Origin of the sequence: Nitrospirillum amazonense (assembly GCF_007828045.1) — a bacterium.
GTDB classification, from domain to species: domain Bacteria; phylum Pseudomonadota; class Alphaproteobacteria; order Azospirillales; family Azospirillaceae; genus Nitrospirillum; species Nitrospirillum amazonense_C.
In genome coordinates this window covers 568,266-583,108 of the sequence record NZ_VITN01000001.1, presented here as the reverse complement: position 1 = coordinate 583,108, position 14,843 = coordinate 568,266, and the positions used below count along the sequence as shown (strand labels likewise).

Below are 14,843 nucleotides of genomic sequence, written 5' to 3'. Positions count from 1 at the left end.
ACCTTAGCATTTCTGCCGTTATCAAAAATGTGACAAAATTCGCACACCCACCGGTTGATACCAACTGTTACAAAATCCGCCGTTTACTCGGTCGCACTTCTGCAAAAGAAATTGGTCGCAATCCTGCCCCGATATGGGCGCGGGGCTGGCTGGGCGCCGTCGGCGCCGGCCAACGATCAAGACAGAAGAGAGATTGAGGAGAGGCATGAGGGAGATTTCCGTCGCCGCCCGCCGTAAGGTGTGGCGCCATGGCATCGCTGCGGGCGCCCTGATGGCGCTGGCCGCGACCACCGCCCAGGCCCAGCAGAAGCAGCAGGCCGCCGCCGATGATTCCCTCGAGGAAATCGTCGTCACCGGTTCGCGCATCGCGCGCCCCAACCTGACCCAGCCCACCCCCGTCCAGGTCATCAATTCCGAGGCCATCCAGGCCACCGGCCTGACCTCGACCGTCGATGTGCTGAGCCAGCTGCCGCAGACCCAGAACGACATGGGTCCGTCGACCAACGCCCGCTTCATCAACGGCGCCGGCGTGAACTTCGCCAACCTGCGCGGCCTGGGTGAATACCGCACCCTGACCCTGGTGGACGGCAAGCGCCACGTCGGTTCGCTGTCCGGCCGTAACGGTTCCGGCGGCACCTCGCTGGTCGACCTGAACAGCATCCCGCCGGCGCTGGTCGAGCGCATCGAAGTGGTGACGGGCGGTACGTCGGCCGTGTATGGCGCTGACGCCGTGGCCGGTGTGGTCAACGTCATCACCAAGAAGAACTACGAAGGCGCTGAAGCCACCATCCAGTACAACTGGTCGGACGGGGACGGCTACCAGTCCACCGATATCAGCGCCATCGTCGGCCACAACTTCGACGGCGGCCGCGGCAACATCACCCTGGCGGTCGACTACAACCACGACCTGGGCCTGTACGGCCGCGACCGGCCGGAAGCGCTGTACAACTACACCCTGGTGGCCAACCCGGCCAGCAAGAGCGCCAGCGACGGCATCCCCGACCGCATCACCATCTCCCCCACCGTGTCGTCGGTGCTGGCGGCCAGCGGCGCCCCCGTCATCCGCACCTGGCTGGACGCGGCACACCCGCAGTACAGCTACACCTTCAAGCCCGACGGCTCGGGCCTGATCCCGTTCAACCGCGGCACGCTGATCAACGGCATCCCCGCCGGCAACAAGACCAGCGCCGGTGACGCCAACTCGATCGGTGGGGATGGCTACAACCCGTCCAAGTACCTGACCCTGCGCACGCCCAACATCCGCGAAGTGGCCGACACCCTGGTCAACTATCGCCTGGCGCAGGATCTGGGCCCCATCGACACGGTGAACTTCTTCGCCGACCTGAAGTATTCCGACAGCCGCGGCACCAGCCGGTCCACGCCCATGACCAACGGCACGGGCACCCCGGGCACCGGCAGCAACGGCCAGCTGGGCTCCGGCGCGCTGACCATCCAGGCCGACAACGCCTACCTGCCGTCCGACCTGAAGGCGCTGCTGGCGACCGACAAGGTGTCCAGCTTCACCATCACCCGCGTGAACGACGACTGGTATGGCCCGCGCGAATACGCCTATGAGTATGAGGTGATGCGCGGCGTGTTCGGCCTGAACGGTGACCTCACCAACGGCTGGCACTACGAGGCCTATTACGACTACGGCCGCAACCGCACCAGCTTCGTGAACACCGACAAGGTCGTCAGCCTGTTCAACCAGCAGCTGGACGCCGTGAACGTCGGCGGCAACATCGTCTGCCGCGACGCCACCGCCCAGGCCAACGGCTGCGTCCCCATCAACCCGTTCGTCGTCGGCCCGCTGACCGCCGCGCAGAAGGCCTACGCCTACACCTACACCAAGGAAATGGCGACGCTGCAGCAGCACGACGCCGCTTTCAACCTGAACGGCGACCTGTTCAAGTTCCCGGCGCTGTTCAGCGGCACCGTGGCCCCGGTCAGCTTCGCCGCCGGCGTCGAGTACCGCAAGGAAGAGTCGGTGGACAAGACCGACTTCCTGCAGAACCAGCCCACCGGCACCATCTACGGCAACCAGAACGGTTCCGTCTCCGGCTCCTACGACACCACCGAAGTGTACGGTGAGCTGAGCGTCCCCGTGCTGCGCGACCTGCCGTTCGCCAAGGCCGTGGACCTGGACCTGGCCTATCGCTATTCCGACTACTCGCTGGCCGGTCCCGCCAGCACCTGGAACGTCCAGGCCGGCTGGGCCGTCAACGACGACGTGAAGCTGCGCGGCGGCATCGCCCGCGCGGTGCGCGCGCCCAACATCGACGACCTGTTCACCCCGGCCGGCGATAACTTCCTGGGCGTCAGCGATCCCTGCTCGGTCGAGAACATCGGCGCCAACGCCACCCGCGCCGCCAACTGCGCCAAGGTGGTCCCGGCCGGCTACAAGTCGAGCGACTTCGGCAACCCGTCCACCCGTACGGGCGGCAACATCAACCTGAAGCCGGAAATCGGCCGCACCCTGACGGCCGGCGCCGTATTCACGCCGACCTTCATCCCTGGCCTGAACGTCACCGCCGACTACTGGCTGGTCAAGATCACCCAGGGCCAGGCGGCGCTTACCTCCAACTCCATCCTGACCAACTGCTATGATCTGAGCGCCGCCGCGCAGTGCGGCCTGATCAACCGCCGTGCGGACGGTTCCATCGCCACCATCTATGGCAACACCGTCAACATCGGTAAGGAAGTGGTGCGCGGTCTGGACTTCCAGGTCGACTATGCCTTCGAACTGGACAAGGTTGGCCTGGAGAACATGGGCGGCCTGAACCTGGGCTTCACCGGCTCCTGGGTTCCGGAAAGCATCATCATCCAGGACCCGGCCCACGCCGAGAACAAGCTGTACCGCGCCGGCACCGTCGGTTATCCGCACCTGAAGGGCCGCTTCACCGGCACCTGGGACTGGAACAACCTGACGGTCACCTGGTCCAGCCGCTTCATCGGCGAGTCCGAGACCTTCCCGAACTCCACTGCTGAAATCGCTGATTTCAACAAGATCCCGACCTACTGGTACCATGACATCTCCGCCCGCTACCGCTGGAAGAACATCACGGTGTTCGGCGGTATCAACAACCTGGCGGACAAGATGCCCCCGGCCGTGCCCTTCCTGTACCAGGGCTCGTACCAGGGCGGTTCGTACGCCACGTTCCCGGTCACCACGGGTGGCGGCGGCTCGTACGACATCGTCGGCCGTACCTTCTTCGTCGGCACGACGGTGAAGTTCTGATGAGTGCGGGGGCCGGGCGGCGACGCCGGGCCCCCATCCTTCGAGAAATCGGGGCCGCGATCGGGAAACCGGTCCGGCCCCTTTCGCGTTCAGCCCCCGCGCGCCCATGTCCGCCGGGGTTTTGGGAGAGATGGATGAGGCATGCCCACATTGCCGCCCTCCTCGCGGCGGCCCTCTTGGCCCTGGCCGCACCGGCCCAGGCGGCGACCGCCCCCAGCGCCGCCGGCGAGGTGGTGGCCTGCAAGAAAATCGCCGACCGGGACCAGCGCCTGGCCTGCTTCGATAAGAGCAGCGACGGCTTGGAAGCAGAGATGAAGAAGGCGGTGGCGGCCACCTTCGGCAGCCCGCCCGGCGTCAAGGCCGACCAGACCGAGGCCACGTTCGGCAAGCATGAGCCGCCCCCGCCGCCGGTGGCGGCGGAACTGGACAACATCCAGTCCCGCATCGTCTCCATGCGCCCAGACCCCGCCGGCCGGCCCATCTTCGTCCTGGAAAACGGCCAGGTCTGGCGCTCACAGGAAAACGCCCACATCCATTTGAAGGGTGGTGAGGTCGCCACCGTGTCCCGTTCCATGCTGGGCATGGGCTATCAGCTGCAGGTGGGCGACATGTCCTACAGCCTGAGCGTGGTGCGCGACCGCTAAAAAGGCGGCGGCTTGAAAGAGGGGCGGGGACGCGTTCCCCCGCCCACACCTTTTCCGACTGCGCGTCAGTTCTGCGCCGGGCTGCCGGTGACGATGAACTTGCGGATGTCCTGGGTCAGCTTTTCGATGGCCTGGGGCTGCACGTACATCATATGCCCGCCGGGATAGTAGTTGAACGACACCCGGTTGGTGGGCACGCCCGCGTCGTTGAAGCTGTTCTCCGTATGAAAAAACGGCGTCGCCAGATCGTAATAGCCCATGGCGACGAAGGCCCGCATACCCTTGTTCTGACGCATGGCGTCGCCCACGAAGGGGCCGACGTCGGTGCCGCGATAGGGCTCGCTGCCGCCGCCGTCCACCTGGGCGTAGTTCCAGCGGCGATAGAGGGACCCCAGCACCTTGTACTCCCGCCCGCCCATGTCCAGGCCCAAATCGTTGCGGAAATAGGTGTTCACCACGGCGCTGAACGCCCCGCTCATGCCGTTCAGCGAGGGGTCGTTGTCCGGCCGGTCGCCTGAGGCGTCGTAGTCGTCGCCCAGATAGCGGCCGTCGATGCGGCCGATGCTCTTGCCCTGGTCGCGCAGCAGTTCCTTCATGAAGCGGTGGTCCTGGATCTTCAGGTGCGACTGCTCGATGAAGGCTGGGGACAGGCCGGTGAAATGGGCCAGCTTGGCCACCACCGCCTTGTGCTGCTCCGGCGACAGCCGGTTGCCCAGGATGAGGGCGGAGGCGTACTCGGTTGCCGCGAACTGGCGGGCATCGGCCAGGAACTTGTCGAAGCCCATGGAGGTGTCGGCCACCTTCTTATGGTACCAGGCCGTGGCGGCATAGCTGGGCAGGAAGGACCAGTAGGGCACCAGGTTGCCCCGCGCGAAGGTCAGCGAGGTATAGTCCATGGCCGGCGAAATCAGGATGATGCCGTTCAGGGACACGGTGGAGGTGGTGCCGCTCAATTCCGGCAGCATGGCGCCGGTACGAATGCCGCCATAGCTTTCGCCGCCCAGGAACTTGGGGCTGTTCCAGCGCTTGTTGTCGCCCAGCCAGACGCGCACGAACTGCGCGACGGACTTCGCGTCCTCCTTCACGCCCAGGAAGTCCTTCTCCTCTCCCTTGCCGAGGGCGTGGCTGTAGCCGGTGGCGACCGGGTCGATGAACACCAGGTCGGTCACGTCCAGGATGGAATAGGCGTTGTCCACCAACGGGAAGGGCGGCGGGCCGGGGTTCTCGGCGTCCGCCGGGATCTGCACGCGCTTAGGGCCAAAGACGCCCATGTGCAGCCACAGGCTGGCGGAGCCGGGGCCGCCGTTGTAGAGGAAGGTCACCGGCCGCGTCGCGGGATTGGCGCCCTTCTTGGTGTAGGCGACCGCGAAGATGCTGGCAACGGGTTCGCCCTTCTCGTCACGCAGATAGGTCTCCCCCGCCGAAACGGTGTAGTCGATCCGCTTGCCGTTGAAGGTGCCTGACCGGTCGACGGTGACGCGCTTGGGCGCGTCCGCCTTTGAGGCATCCGGGGCGGCCTTCGGCGCGCCATCCTTACGATCCTGCTTGTCGTCTTTTTTCTCCTGCGCGACGCCCATCACGGCAGGAGCCATGACCGCCGGCAGCGTCACGGCCAACACGGCCGCCACCAGCAGTCCCCAACGCCTGTTCTTCACTGGAACCCCCATTCTTCTTCAACGCCCCACGCCTGGCCGCCCCTGTCGAAACGGCCTAGCGGGCACAGCGTAACAAAAGCATCCGCAATAGGACGCCCGGATAAAAGTTTTAAGCGGGGGCATAGCTGGCGCCATGCCGGCCTGCGGCCAGCCGGTCGAAGCGGATGGCCCGATTGCTGAGGCAAGGTCGCCGTCTGGCTGAATCGAAAAAGTCGCATCAACCAGGCACCGTGCCATCCATGATCCATCCCCATGGCACGGGAACCTTTGAAATCCTTGGGTGTTCTCAGGTCACCCGTTTTTCTTTGGTCCCAGAAGCCTATCCTCTCCTCAGGAGGCAAAAACAATCATGGACGTTTCCGGCCCATCATCCCCGCGGCGAACCATCCGTCGCCCCGCGCTGATCAGCCTGATGCTCGGCCTGACGCTCTGCCTGTTCTGCCTGATACCCGGCAAGGCCCAAGCACAGACACCCTCCCCCCTCAGTGAATGGCAATATTCGGCCGGCGTGCTGCTGCGGTCGAAGTTCGAAAATCCACTGCCCACCTGGGATGTCAGCGTCGGGGCGGCAACGTCGTTGCAGCCGCGCTACGTCGGCTCGTCCGAATATCATGTGCAGCCAGGCATCAACCTGGATGTGCGCTACAAGGATATCGCCTTCTTCTCCATGGGTGAGGGCCTGGGCGTCAACCTGCTGCGCGGGGAAAATTTCCGCGCCGGCGTGGCCTTGGGCTTCGATGTCGGCCGCGACCAGGACGACAGTTCCCAGCTGCGCGGCCTGGGCGACATCTCGCCGGCGCCGGAGGCCAAGGTGTTCGCGGAGTATACCATCTTCCCCGTCGTGCTGCGCACCGCCGTGCGGCGCGGCTTCGGCGGCAACAACGGCTGGGTGGGGGACATCAGCGCCTATCTGCCCGTCGCCGGGTCGGAGCGCTTCTTCGTCTTCGTCGGCCCGACCGCGACCTACGCCGATTCCTCCTACATGCGGCGCTATTTCGGCATCAACCCCAACCAGTCCATCCGCAGCGGGTACCGGCAATTTACGCCGGGAAGCGGTTTCAGCAGCGCCGGCTTCGGCTCCAGTGCCGTATGGTTCTGGACGGAACACTGGTTCATGACGGCGGACGGCGCCTACCAGAGGCTGCTGGGCGACGCGGCCGACAGCCCCATCACCCGCGCCCATTCGCAGTTGACCCTGAACCTGAGCGTCGCCTACCGGTTCTGACCGCATAATGTTCACGCCAATGCGGTTGGCGGCACGCCCCAACCACCTTAAGATGGTGGCGCCATAGGAAATACAGCCCTGGCGGAGGTCGGCGCACGCCGAACTCCGCCGGGGCCTTGGGGGAACCGCACCATGCCGCGCGTGATCAAGGTTTTTGATGCGTCGGCGCAGGCCCTGGCGGTCCTGCCCGGAGTCCGCCTGGTGCGGGACTACCCCGCCTTCCGCATCGTGGAGGTGGACGGGGACGCCGCCGCCGCCGCCGTGCTGGCCACCGGCCTGACGGAAGACATCAGCACCCTCTACACGCTGAGCATGGCCAACACGGGTGCCGCCCCCATCGACACCGCCATTCCGCGCGTGGCCCCCGACGGCAGCCATGAGGCCCATCCGGCCTATAAGGACCAGGCCCCCCTGCCGCCGGGCGCCCACCACTACATCGTCCAGTTCGTGGGCCCCGTCCAGGATGGCTGGCTGGCCGCCGTGGCGGCGACGGGGGCGGAGGTGGTGGAGCCCTATCAGCACTTCGCCATCATCGTCCGCGCCACGGCCGACGAGGCGGGCGTGCTGAGCCAGTTGGACATCGTCCGATGGGTGGGCCACCTGCCCTATTCCGCCCGCCTGATCCATGAGATCGACGTGCTGGCGGCACCGCCGGTGGCGGGCGCGCAGCATGGCCACGCCCTGCCGGACGCCTACACGGTGGAATTCTTCGGCGCCGCCCAGGCCCGCCATCACCAGGCCGATGTCGCCGCCGCCGGCTTCACCATCCTGGAGGAGGCGCCCGGCAGTTCCCTGCTGGTGGTGGAAACGACGGCGCCGGGCGAGGGCAGCCTGCGCGACAAGCTGCTGGCCCTGGCCCGGGTGCACGGGGTGAAGCGCATCGGCCGCCATGTGCTGCCCATGCCGTCCACCGACCAGGCCACCCGCATCATCGGCTCGGCCGGTGTGCCGGCCGACGCCACGGGCCTGGGACTGACCGGTGCCGGCGAGGTGGTGGCGATGTGCGACACCGGGCTGGATTCAGGCGATCCCGCCACCATCCACCCGGACTTCGCCGGCCGCGTCCTGGCCCTGGAAAGCTATCCCATCAGCCCCAGCTACGCCACGCGCATCAACAACCCAGGCGCCGACGACGGCCCCGCCGACGTCAACCGCGGTCACGGCACCCATACCGCCGGGGCCCTGCTGGGGGATGGCACCGCCAGCGCCGAGTTGCCCAACCTGGCCGGCCCGGTGCGCGGCTTGGCCTATAAGGCGCAGGTGATCATGCAGGCGGTGGAACAGTTCTTGGACTGGAAGCCCGTCGACGGACAAACCCCGCCACCGCCCTATTCCCTGGCCGGCCTGCCCAGCGACCTGAAGGTGCTGTACGGCGCGGCCTACGGCAAGGGCGCCCGTATCCATTCCAATTCCTGGGGCGGTGGCACCAAGCAGGCCTATAATTCCTACTGCACGGACATCGACACCTTCATCTGGAACAACCCGGACTTCTGCATCGTCTTCTCCGCCGGCAATGACGGCGCCGACAATGACGGCGACGGCCGGATCGATCCCGGCAGCGTCACCCCGCCCGGCACCGCCAAGAACTGCATCACCGTGGGCGCCTGCGCCAACAACAGGCAGAACATCGCCATCACCAACGGTGCCAAATGGGGCGCCAAGGCCGCCCCGGTCGACGCCTTGGTGGCGGGCGGCCCGGACCAGATGGCCCCCTTCAGCAGCCGGGGCCCCACCCAGGACGGGCGGATAAAGCCCGACGTGGTGGCCCCGGGCACCTTCATCCTATCGACCCGGTCGCAGCGGCTGGCCAGCTACAACGGCCAGACGCCCTATTACACCCCCGCCACGCCTTTCTACATGTATGAGAGCGGCACCAGCACGGCGGCACCGCTGGTCGCCGGCGCCATCGCCCTGATCCGTGAATACCTGCGCACCCGGGCCGGCTTCCCGGCGCCTTCCGCCGCCCTACTGAAGGCCGCGCTCATCGCCGGCGCGGTGCCCTTGAGCGGAACGGATGGTAGCGGAACGGATGGTCCGGTGCCCGACGTCAACCAGGGCTTCGGTCGCGTCCACCTGGATACCATCCTGGCGCCGGCGGCCCCCCTGCGCGCCACCTTCCTGGACGGCGACAGCGTCGCTACTGGCGACCTTTACCAACACAGCCTGCAGGTGGTGGTGGACGGCAGCCCCTTACGGGTGGTGATGGCCTACAGCGATTATCCCGGCGCCAGCCTGGTGAACAACCTGAACCTGGTGCTGCGCGGGCCTGACGGCTCCACCATCACCGGCAACACCGGACCTGGCGGCCAAGCCCCCAATGGTCAACCCCCCAATGGTCAGGCCCCAAGTGGCCAGACGATGGACAGCGCCAACAACGTCGAGGCCATCGCCGTGCCGGCGGCGGCGGCCGGCACCTGGATCGTGCAGGTGATCGGCGCCAACGTGCCCCAGGGGCCGCAGCCTTTCGCCCTGGCCCTGCTGGCCGCCAGTTGAATGGAAAAGGGCGGCGCCCCCAAGGCCGCCGCCCCTCTCTTTCAACGTGTCCGGGCAACACCGTTCCCAACACCAGCCCGGGGTCTGATCGCCGGGCTGGCCGGTGCCGTTGCGTCCCTTGACCGGCGGCCTTACAGCGCGTCGGTGTCGGTCTCGCCCGTGCGGATGCGGACGGCTTGCGCCAGTTCCAGCACGAAGATCTTGCCGTCGCCGATCTTGCCGGTGTTGGCGGCCGCCTGAATGGCCTCCACCGCCTTGTCGGCCAAATCGTCGGGCACGGCCACTTCGATCTTCATCTTGGGCAGGAAGCTGACGGCGTACTCGGCGCCCCGGTAAATCTCGGTCTGGCCCTTTTGACGGCCATAACCCTTGACTTCGGTGACGGTCAGGCCCTGGACCCCCAGACCGGTCAGGGCGTCGCGCACCTCATCCAGCTTGAAGGGTTTGATCACCGCGATAATGAACTTCATCAGACCACTCCCTGATTGGACATTCGTGATCGCCGGGGGCGGGGTCGGCCGGGTCAGTCTAACATCACCGGCCGATGTCCGTTCCCACGGAACCGCTTGGACTTCAGTCCCTTAGGGATAGCTTGGCCATCCCCCTTGGGATACGCAACCAAGGCTTAGTGGATGGACTCGCCATGCAGGGCGATGTCCAGGCCGTCGCGCTCGACTTCCTCATCGACGCGCAGACCGATCACCAGGTCAATCACCTTCAGCAGCACGAAGGTGATGACGCCGCACCACACGATGGTGAAGGCCACACCTTCCAACTGGGTGATGACCTGGGCGGCATTGCCCTCGATCAGGCCCAGCTTCGTGTCCGGCGCGTCCTTCAACGTGGTGGCGAAGGCACCCTCGCTGTTGGCCACTGCCATCTTGGCGAACACACCGGTCAGGATGGCGCCGACGATACCACCGATGCCGTGCACGCCGAAGGCGTCCAGGCTGTCGTCATAGCCCAGGGCCTTCTTCAGCGAGGTGGCCGAGAAGAAGCAGATGATGCCGACGGCGATGCCGATGGCGAAGGCGCCGACGGTATCGACGAAGCCGGCGGCCGGGGTGATGGCCACCAGGCCGGCCACGGCGCCCGAGATGATGCCCAGGACCGAGGGCTTGCCCTTAACCGCCCACTCGACGAACACCCAGGCCAGCGCCGCCGCGGCGGTGGCGACCTGGGTCACGGTCATGGCCATGCCGGCGCGCGGACCGGCCGTCAGGGCCGAACCGGCGTTGAAGCCGAACCAGCCCACCCACAGCAGCGAGGCGCCGATGAGGCTCAGCACCAGGTTGTGCGGGCTGAAGTCGGCGTTGGGGTAGCCCTTGCGCTTGCCGATCACCAGGCAGGCCACCAGGCCGGCGATGCCGGCGTTGATGTGCACGACGGTGCCGCCGGCGAAGTCCAGCACGCCCAGCTTGGCCAGGTAGCCATTGGGATGCCAGACGGTGTGGGCGATGGGGGCGTAGACGACCAGCGACCACAGCGTGATGAAGATCAGCATGGCCGAGAACTTCATGCGGTCGGCGAAGGCGCCGGTGATGAGGGCCGGCGTGATGATCGCGAAGGTCATCTGGTACATCATGAACACCGGCTCCGGGATCGTCGGGGCCAGGGCGTGGGTGCCGGTCGGGTCCATGCCCGCCAGCAGCACGCGGCTGAAGCCGCCGATGAATTCCTTGGCGTCGGTGGCGTCGCTGGCCGCGGAGAAGGCCAGGCTGTATTCGACCAGCGCCCACAGCACGGTCACCAGGCAGGTGATGGCAAAGCTCTGCATCACCATGGCCAGCACGTTGAACTTCCGGACCATGCCGCCGTAGAACAGCGCCAGGCCGGGGATGGTCATCATCAGCACCAGGGCGGTGGACGTCAGCATCCACGCCGTGTCGCCCCCACTGATGGTGGGCGCGGCGGGCGCCGCAGCGGCGGCCGCAGCCGCGGCGGGTGCCGCGGCATCCTGAGCGAAGGCCAGCGCCGGCGCCATGCCGGCCAGCGCCATCACCATCAATCCAAGTAAACGGTTCCCAAGCAAACGGTTCATCTGGCTCCCCATTCCCGTTCGTTTAAGCCGGTTCCGACACCCCCAGGTCTGCCCCCGGGAACCGGTCCGGCCATCAGCCAACCGTCCACCCCTTTCAAAGTTCGTGCCGCAGTGCGAACAAGGGCCCGGGATGGCGGGAACGCTGGGCCCCATACCCCCGCAGGCCACCCCCATTTGTTGCCAAAAGGTTAAAAAATCCGCACGCTTTTCGGGCTGACCGCCCGGCACCACAGGTCATTGCCCGTATTTTAGGCATTTCTCACTTTGCTGCAGCTTGTGGTTTCAGCTTATTTTTGAAGCTGTTTCAAGCGGCTGGGCCTAATGGTTGCGGTAACCGGTTCCAGGCGAAACGTACAATTTCGTTCCACGCCTAAAAATCGTGCATATTTTTTCAAATTTCCCTGCACCGGCACAACTTATGGAAACCAGTTTCACTCTCTACATGGTTTCTTACAACTTCTTAGCGTAAAAACGGCCTCAACAGGCCGGGGCCTGGCAAATCAACCTTTTGTGGCTGCCTCCATTGAACTGCGGCCAACCGTCTCAGGCGCCCGCGACCAGGACACCGCCTTATTTTCAGGCAGCGGGTGCGGTTGGCATCGATCTTGCTGCGACGCAATACGCAGTCATCGCCTACATAAAACAATCAACAAGCCTCACGGAGAATAAACAATGGCCTCAGTTCGGGAGATTGAAGTCGACTGTCCGCTTGCCACCCGCGCGCCGGCCCCGCGCGGGCGCGCCACCAAGACCGTCCTGCTGGCGGCCACCGCCGCCGCGGCCATCAGCCTGATGGTGGGTCTGTCCGCCATCGCCACGCCCGCGCTGGCGCAGGAGGCGGCCCCCGCCGCCGCCGCCCCCACCGAACCGCCGGGCATCAAGTGGTTCGCCTATGTCGAGGCCGGCGCCACCTTCAATAGCAACGGCCCCACCGGCGGCACCAACTACGGCCACCTGTTCACGGACAAGACCAACCAGCTGGTCCTGAACCAGCTGTCGGGCACCGTTTCCAAGGATCTGGACCCCAAGGCCGAAGGCTTCGACTGGGGATTCAAGGTGCAAGGCTTCTACGGCACCGACGCGCGCTACACCCATTTCCTGGGTATCCTGGACACCGGCATCAAGGAACGCACCCAGTTCGACCTGGTGGAAGCCAACGTCCTGCTGCACTTCCCCAGCCCCGGTGCCGGTGGCCTGGATCTGAAGGTGGGCGCGTTCTCCACGCCGCTGGGCGCGGAGGTGATCGCCGCCCCGTCCAACCTGCTGTACAGCCACAGCTACATCTTCAACTTCGGCCTGCCGCTGAAGCACACCGGCGCCCTGGCCACCCTGCACCTGACGCCGGACATCGACCTGTACGGCGGCATCGACAGCGGCGTGAACACGACGCTGAGCGATGGCGACAACAACGGCGCCGCGGCCGGCATCTTCGGTATCGGCCTGAACAACCTGGTGGACGGCAAGCTGACCGTGCTGGCCCTGACCCACGTGGGCCCGGAGAACCCCAGCCTGAAGGCGCCGCTGGGCTATGCCGACGCCAACAACGAGAACCGCTGGATCAGCGACATCACCGCCACCTTCAAGGCGACGGATGAACTGACGCTGATCACCGAGCTGAACTACATCAAGGACGACTTGTTCAACGTCGACGGCGGCGGCATCGCCCAGTACGTCAGCTACACCCTGTCGCCGGAACTGACGGCCACCCTGCGCGCCGAATGGTGGCGGGACGGCCACGGCTTCTTCGTGGCGGCCTTCCCCGGCAACCGCGATTTCGTCTTCCTGGAGAAGGGGGAGCCGCTGGAGAAGGGCGCCATCGGTCCCGGGGTGGGCACCAGCTATGGCGAGCTGACCCTGGGCCTCACCTGGAAGCCGGCAGACCTGGGCCTGTTGGACGGCCTGACCCTGCGGCCGGAGGTGCGCTACGACAAGGCCAACCACGCCGCCTACGACAACCTGACCAAGGACGATCAGTTCACGTTCGGTGTTGATTTGATCCTGCCTTTCGGCGGTTGATCCGCTAGTATGGGCGCGGGCGGGCGGTTCCCTGGGGCCGCCCGCCCCTCATGATTAAAAGCGAATGGGGTCCGACGCTGGCAAAAGCCGGCGTCCGTATTGTTTTCGTATTTCTGATCTGGCCGCTTGTGGACGTGGATACCACCCCGTGCGCCTCTGCTCCCTGTGCATCCCGCGGGATGCCCAAGGACACCGGATGGGAACATCGCGTCTTGAATGTCCGTATTGGGGTCGCGCGGAGGCGTGTTTGCTGACAGGTTTGCCGGTATCCTTGGCTATCGAGCCCCCACCCGCCATGACGGTTCCCACCCCGGCCGCGCTGGATGCGCCCGTCCTCCCCGAACCGCCCATCCAGGTGGTCGCCGCGGTTCAAGGGTCGGCGCCTGCGGAGGCCGACGCCGCCAATCCCGAGGACCGCTACCGCCGCCTGTTCGAGCAGGCGCCCTGGGGCCTGTTCCAGACCACCGTCGACGGCCGCTATCTGGATGCCAACCCGGCGCTGGCCCGGCTGTACGGCTATGACAGCCGCGAGGACATGCTGGGTACCTTGACCGATATCGGCGTGCAGCTTTATGTCGATGCCGGCCGGCGCGAGGCCTTCGTGGCGGAGATGCGGGCGCGCGGCGTGGTCCAGGGCTTTGAGTCCCGCATCCGGCGCCGCGACGGCACCATCATCTGGATTTCCGAGACCTGCCGCGAAGTGCGCGATGCCAACGGCCAGCCCCTTTATTACGAAGGCACGGTAGAGGAAATCACCACTCGCAAGGAGGCGGAGCAGGCCCTGCGCGCCGCCAATGAGAAGGCCCAGCGCGCCAACGAGGCGAAGGAGCGCTTCCTGGGCCTGGTGACCCATGAGTTGCGCACGCCGCTGCACGCCATCCTCGGCTTTGGCGACCTGATCGGCCAGCTGGACCAGGAGGAAGTGGCGGAGCGCGACGACTATCTGCGAGAAATCACCAGCGCCGGCAACCGGCTGCTGCGCACCATCAACCGCCTGCTGGACTATACCCGCCTGGCGTCGGGGTCCATCGAGAGCGAGTTGCAGTTGATCGAGCTGGAACCCTTCGTCACCCGTCTGGTCCGTCAGGTCGGCGGTGGGCGGGACAAGCGCGTGCGCGTCCGGCACGACGCGGAAACCACGGCGCCCTGCGTGCTGGAGATCGACGGCAATCTGCTGAACCGCGCCCTGACCGAGTTGCTGACCAACGCGCTCACCTACTCCCCGCCCGACCAGGCGGTGGTGGTGGAGATCGGCCAGCGGCGGGAGGGTGTCATCCTGCGCGTCATCGACCAGGGCCGCGGCATGTCGCCGGAGGAGTTGCAGGCCGCCGCCGTGCCTTTCGGCAGCGTCATCCTGCAGGCGCGCGCGCGTCAGCAGGGCCTGGGGCTGGGCCTGCCCATCGCGCAGAGCATCGCCAGCATGCTGGGCGGCCACCTGGATCTGGCCAGTTCCCTGCTGAACGGCACCGTCGCCACCCTGCACCTGCCGACGCCGGCGGCGCGTTAGACTTCATGCGCCCCTTGATGCCGC

General features: G+C 66.1%; 9 protein-coding genes. 6 read left to right on the top strand and 3 right to left on the bottom strand.

All coding sequences use genetic code 11. The features are described from left to right. Window positions 1–205: 205 nt before the first annotated feature. Together FBZ89_RS02345 and FBZ89_RS02340 are read left to right on the top strand one after the other, a co-directional pair. Complete coding sequence (locus FBZ89_RS02345; RefSeq protein WP_186457150.1) at window positions 206–3,238, top strand: TonB-dependent receptor domain-containing protein; 3,033 nt, start codon at window positions 206–208, stop codon at window positions 3,236–3,238. Window positions 3,239–3,372: 134 nt separating this feature from the next. Next, window positions 3,373–3,882 carry a hypothetical protein gene (locus FBZ89_RS02340; RefSeq protein ID WP_145748402.1) on the top strand — a complete coding sequence of 170 codons (510 nt, stop codon included), beginning with the start codon at window positions 3,373–3,375 and terminating at the stop codon, window positions 3,880–3,882. A gap of 65 nt (window positions 3,883–3,947) precedes the next feature. Here the strand turns inward: FBZ89_RS02340 and FBZ89_RS02335 are convergent, their stop codons facing one another. Further along, on the bottom strand, window positions 3,948–5,537 hold the full coding sequence (locus FBZ89_RS02335; RefSeq protein ID WP_145748401.1) for a S10 family peptidase: 1,590 nt from the start codon (window positions 5,535–5,537) through the stop codon (window positions 3,948–3,950). A 349-nt stretch (window positions 5,538–5,886) separates the two neighbouring features. On the opposite strand from FBZ89_RS02335, the gene FBZ89_RS02330 reads away from it, so the two are divergent. Both FBZ89_RS02330 and FBZ89_RS02325 read left to right on the top strand, forming a co-directional pair. After that, a complete protein-coding gene (locus tag FBZ89_RS02330; protein WP_211115072.1) occupies window positions 5,887–6,762 on the top strand; it encodes a MipA/OmpV family protein in 876 nt (291 codons plus the stop codon). Between the two features lie 132 nt (window positions 6,763–6,894). Next, on the top strand, window positions 6,895–9,255 hold the full coding sequence (locus tag FBZ89_RS02325; RefSeq protein ID WP_145748400.1) for a S8 family serine peptidase: 2,361 nt from the start codon (window positions 6,895–6,897) through the stop codon (window positions 9,253–9,255). A 131-nt stretch (window positions 9,256–9,386) separates the two neighbouring features. On the opposite strand, the gene FBZ89_RS02320 is transcribed toward FBZ89_RS02325, so the two are convergent. Together FBZ89_RS02320 and FBZ89_RS02315 are read right to left on the bottom strand one after the other, a co-directional pair. Next, window positions 9,387–9,725, bottom strand: coding sequence for a P-II family nitrogen regulator (locus FBZ89_RS02320; RefSeq protein ID WP_004271938.1), 339 nt, complete (start codon window positions 9,723–9,725; stop codon window positions 9,387–9,389). A gap of 155 nt (window positions 9,726–9,880) precedes the next feature. Then, a complete protein-coding gene (locus tag FBZ89_RS02315) occupies window positions 9,881–11,296 on the bottom strand; it encodes an ammonium transporter (RefSeq protein WP_145748399.1) in 1,416 nt (471 codons plus the stop codon). Between the two features lie 672 nt (window positions 11,297–11,968). Here FBZ89_RS02315 and FBZ89_RS02310 point away from each other — a divergent pair. Then, on the top strand, window positions 11,969–13,312 hold the full coding sequence (locus FBZ89_RS02310; RefSeq protein ID WP_145748398.1) for an outer membrane beta-barrel protein: 1,344 nt from the start codon (window positions 11,969–11,971) through the stop codon (window positions 13,310–13,312). Window positions 13,313–13,607: 295 nt separating this feature from the next. Continuing rightward, window positions 13,608–14,819, top strand: a complete 1,212-nt coding sequence (locus tag FBZ89_RS02305) for a PAS domain-containing sensor histidine kinase (protein ID WP_186457149.1) — start codon at window positions 13,608–13,610, stop codon at window positions 14,817–14,819. The last annotated feature ends 24 nt before the right edge of the window (window positions 14,820–14,843 follow it).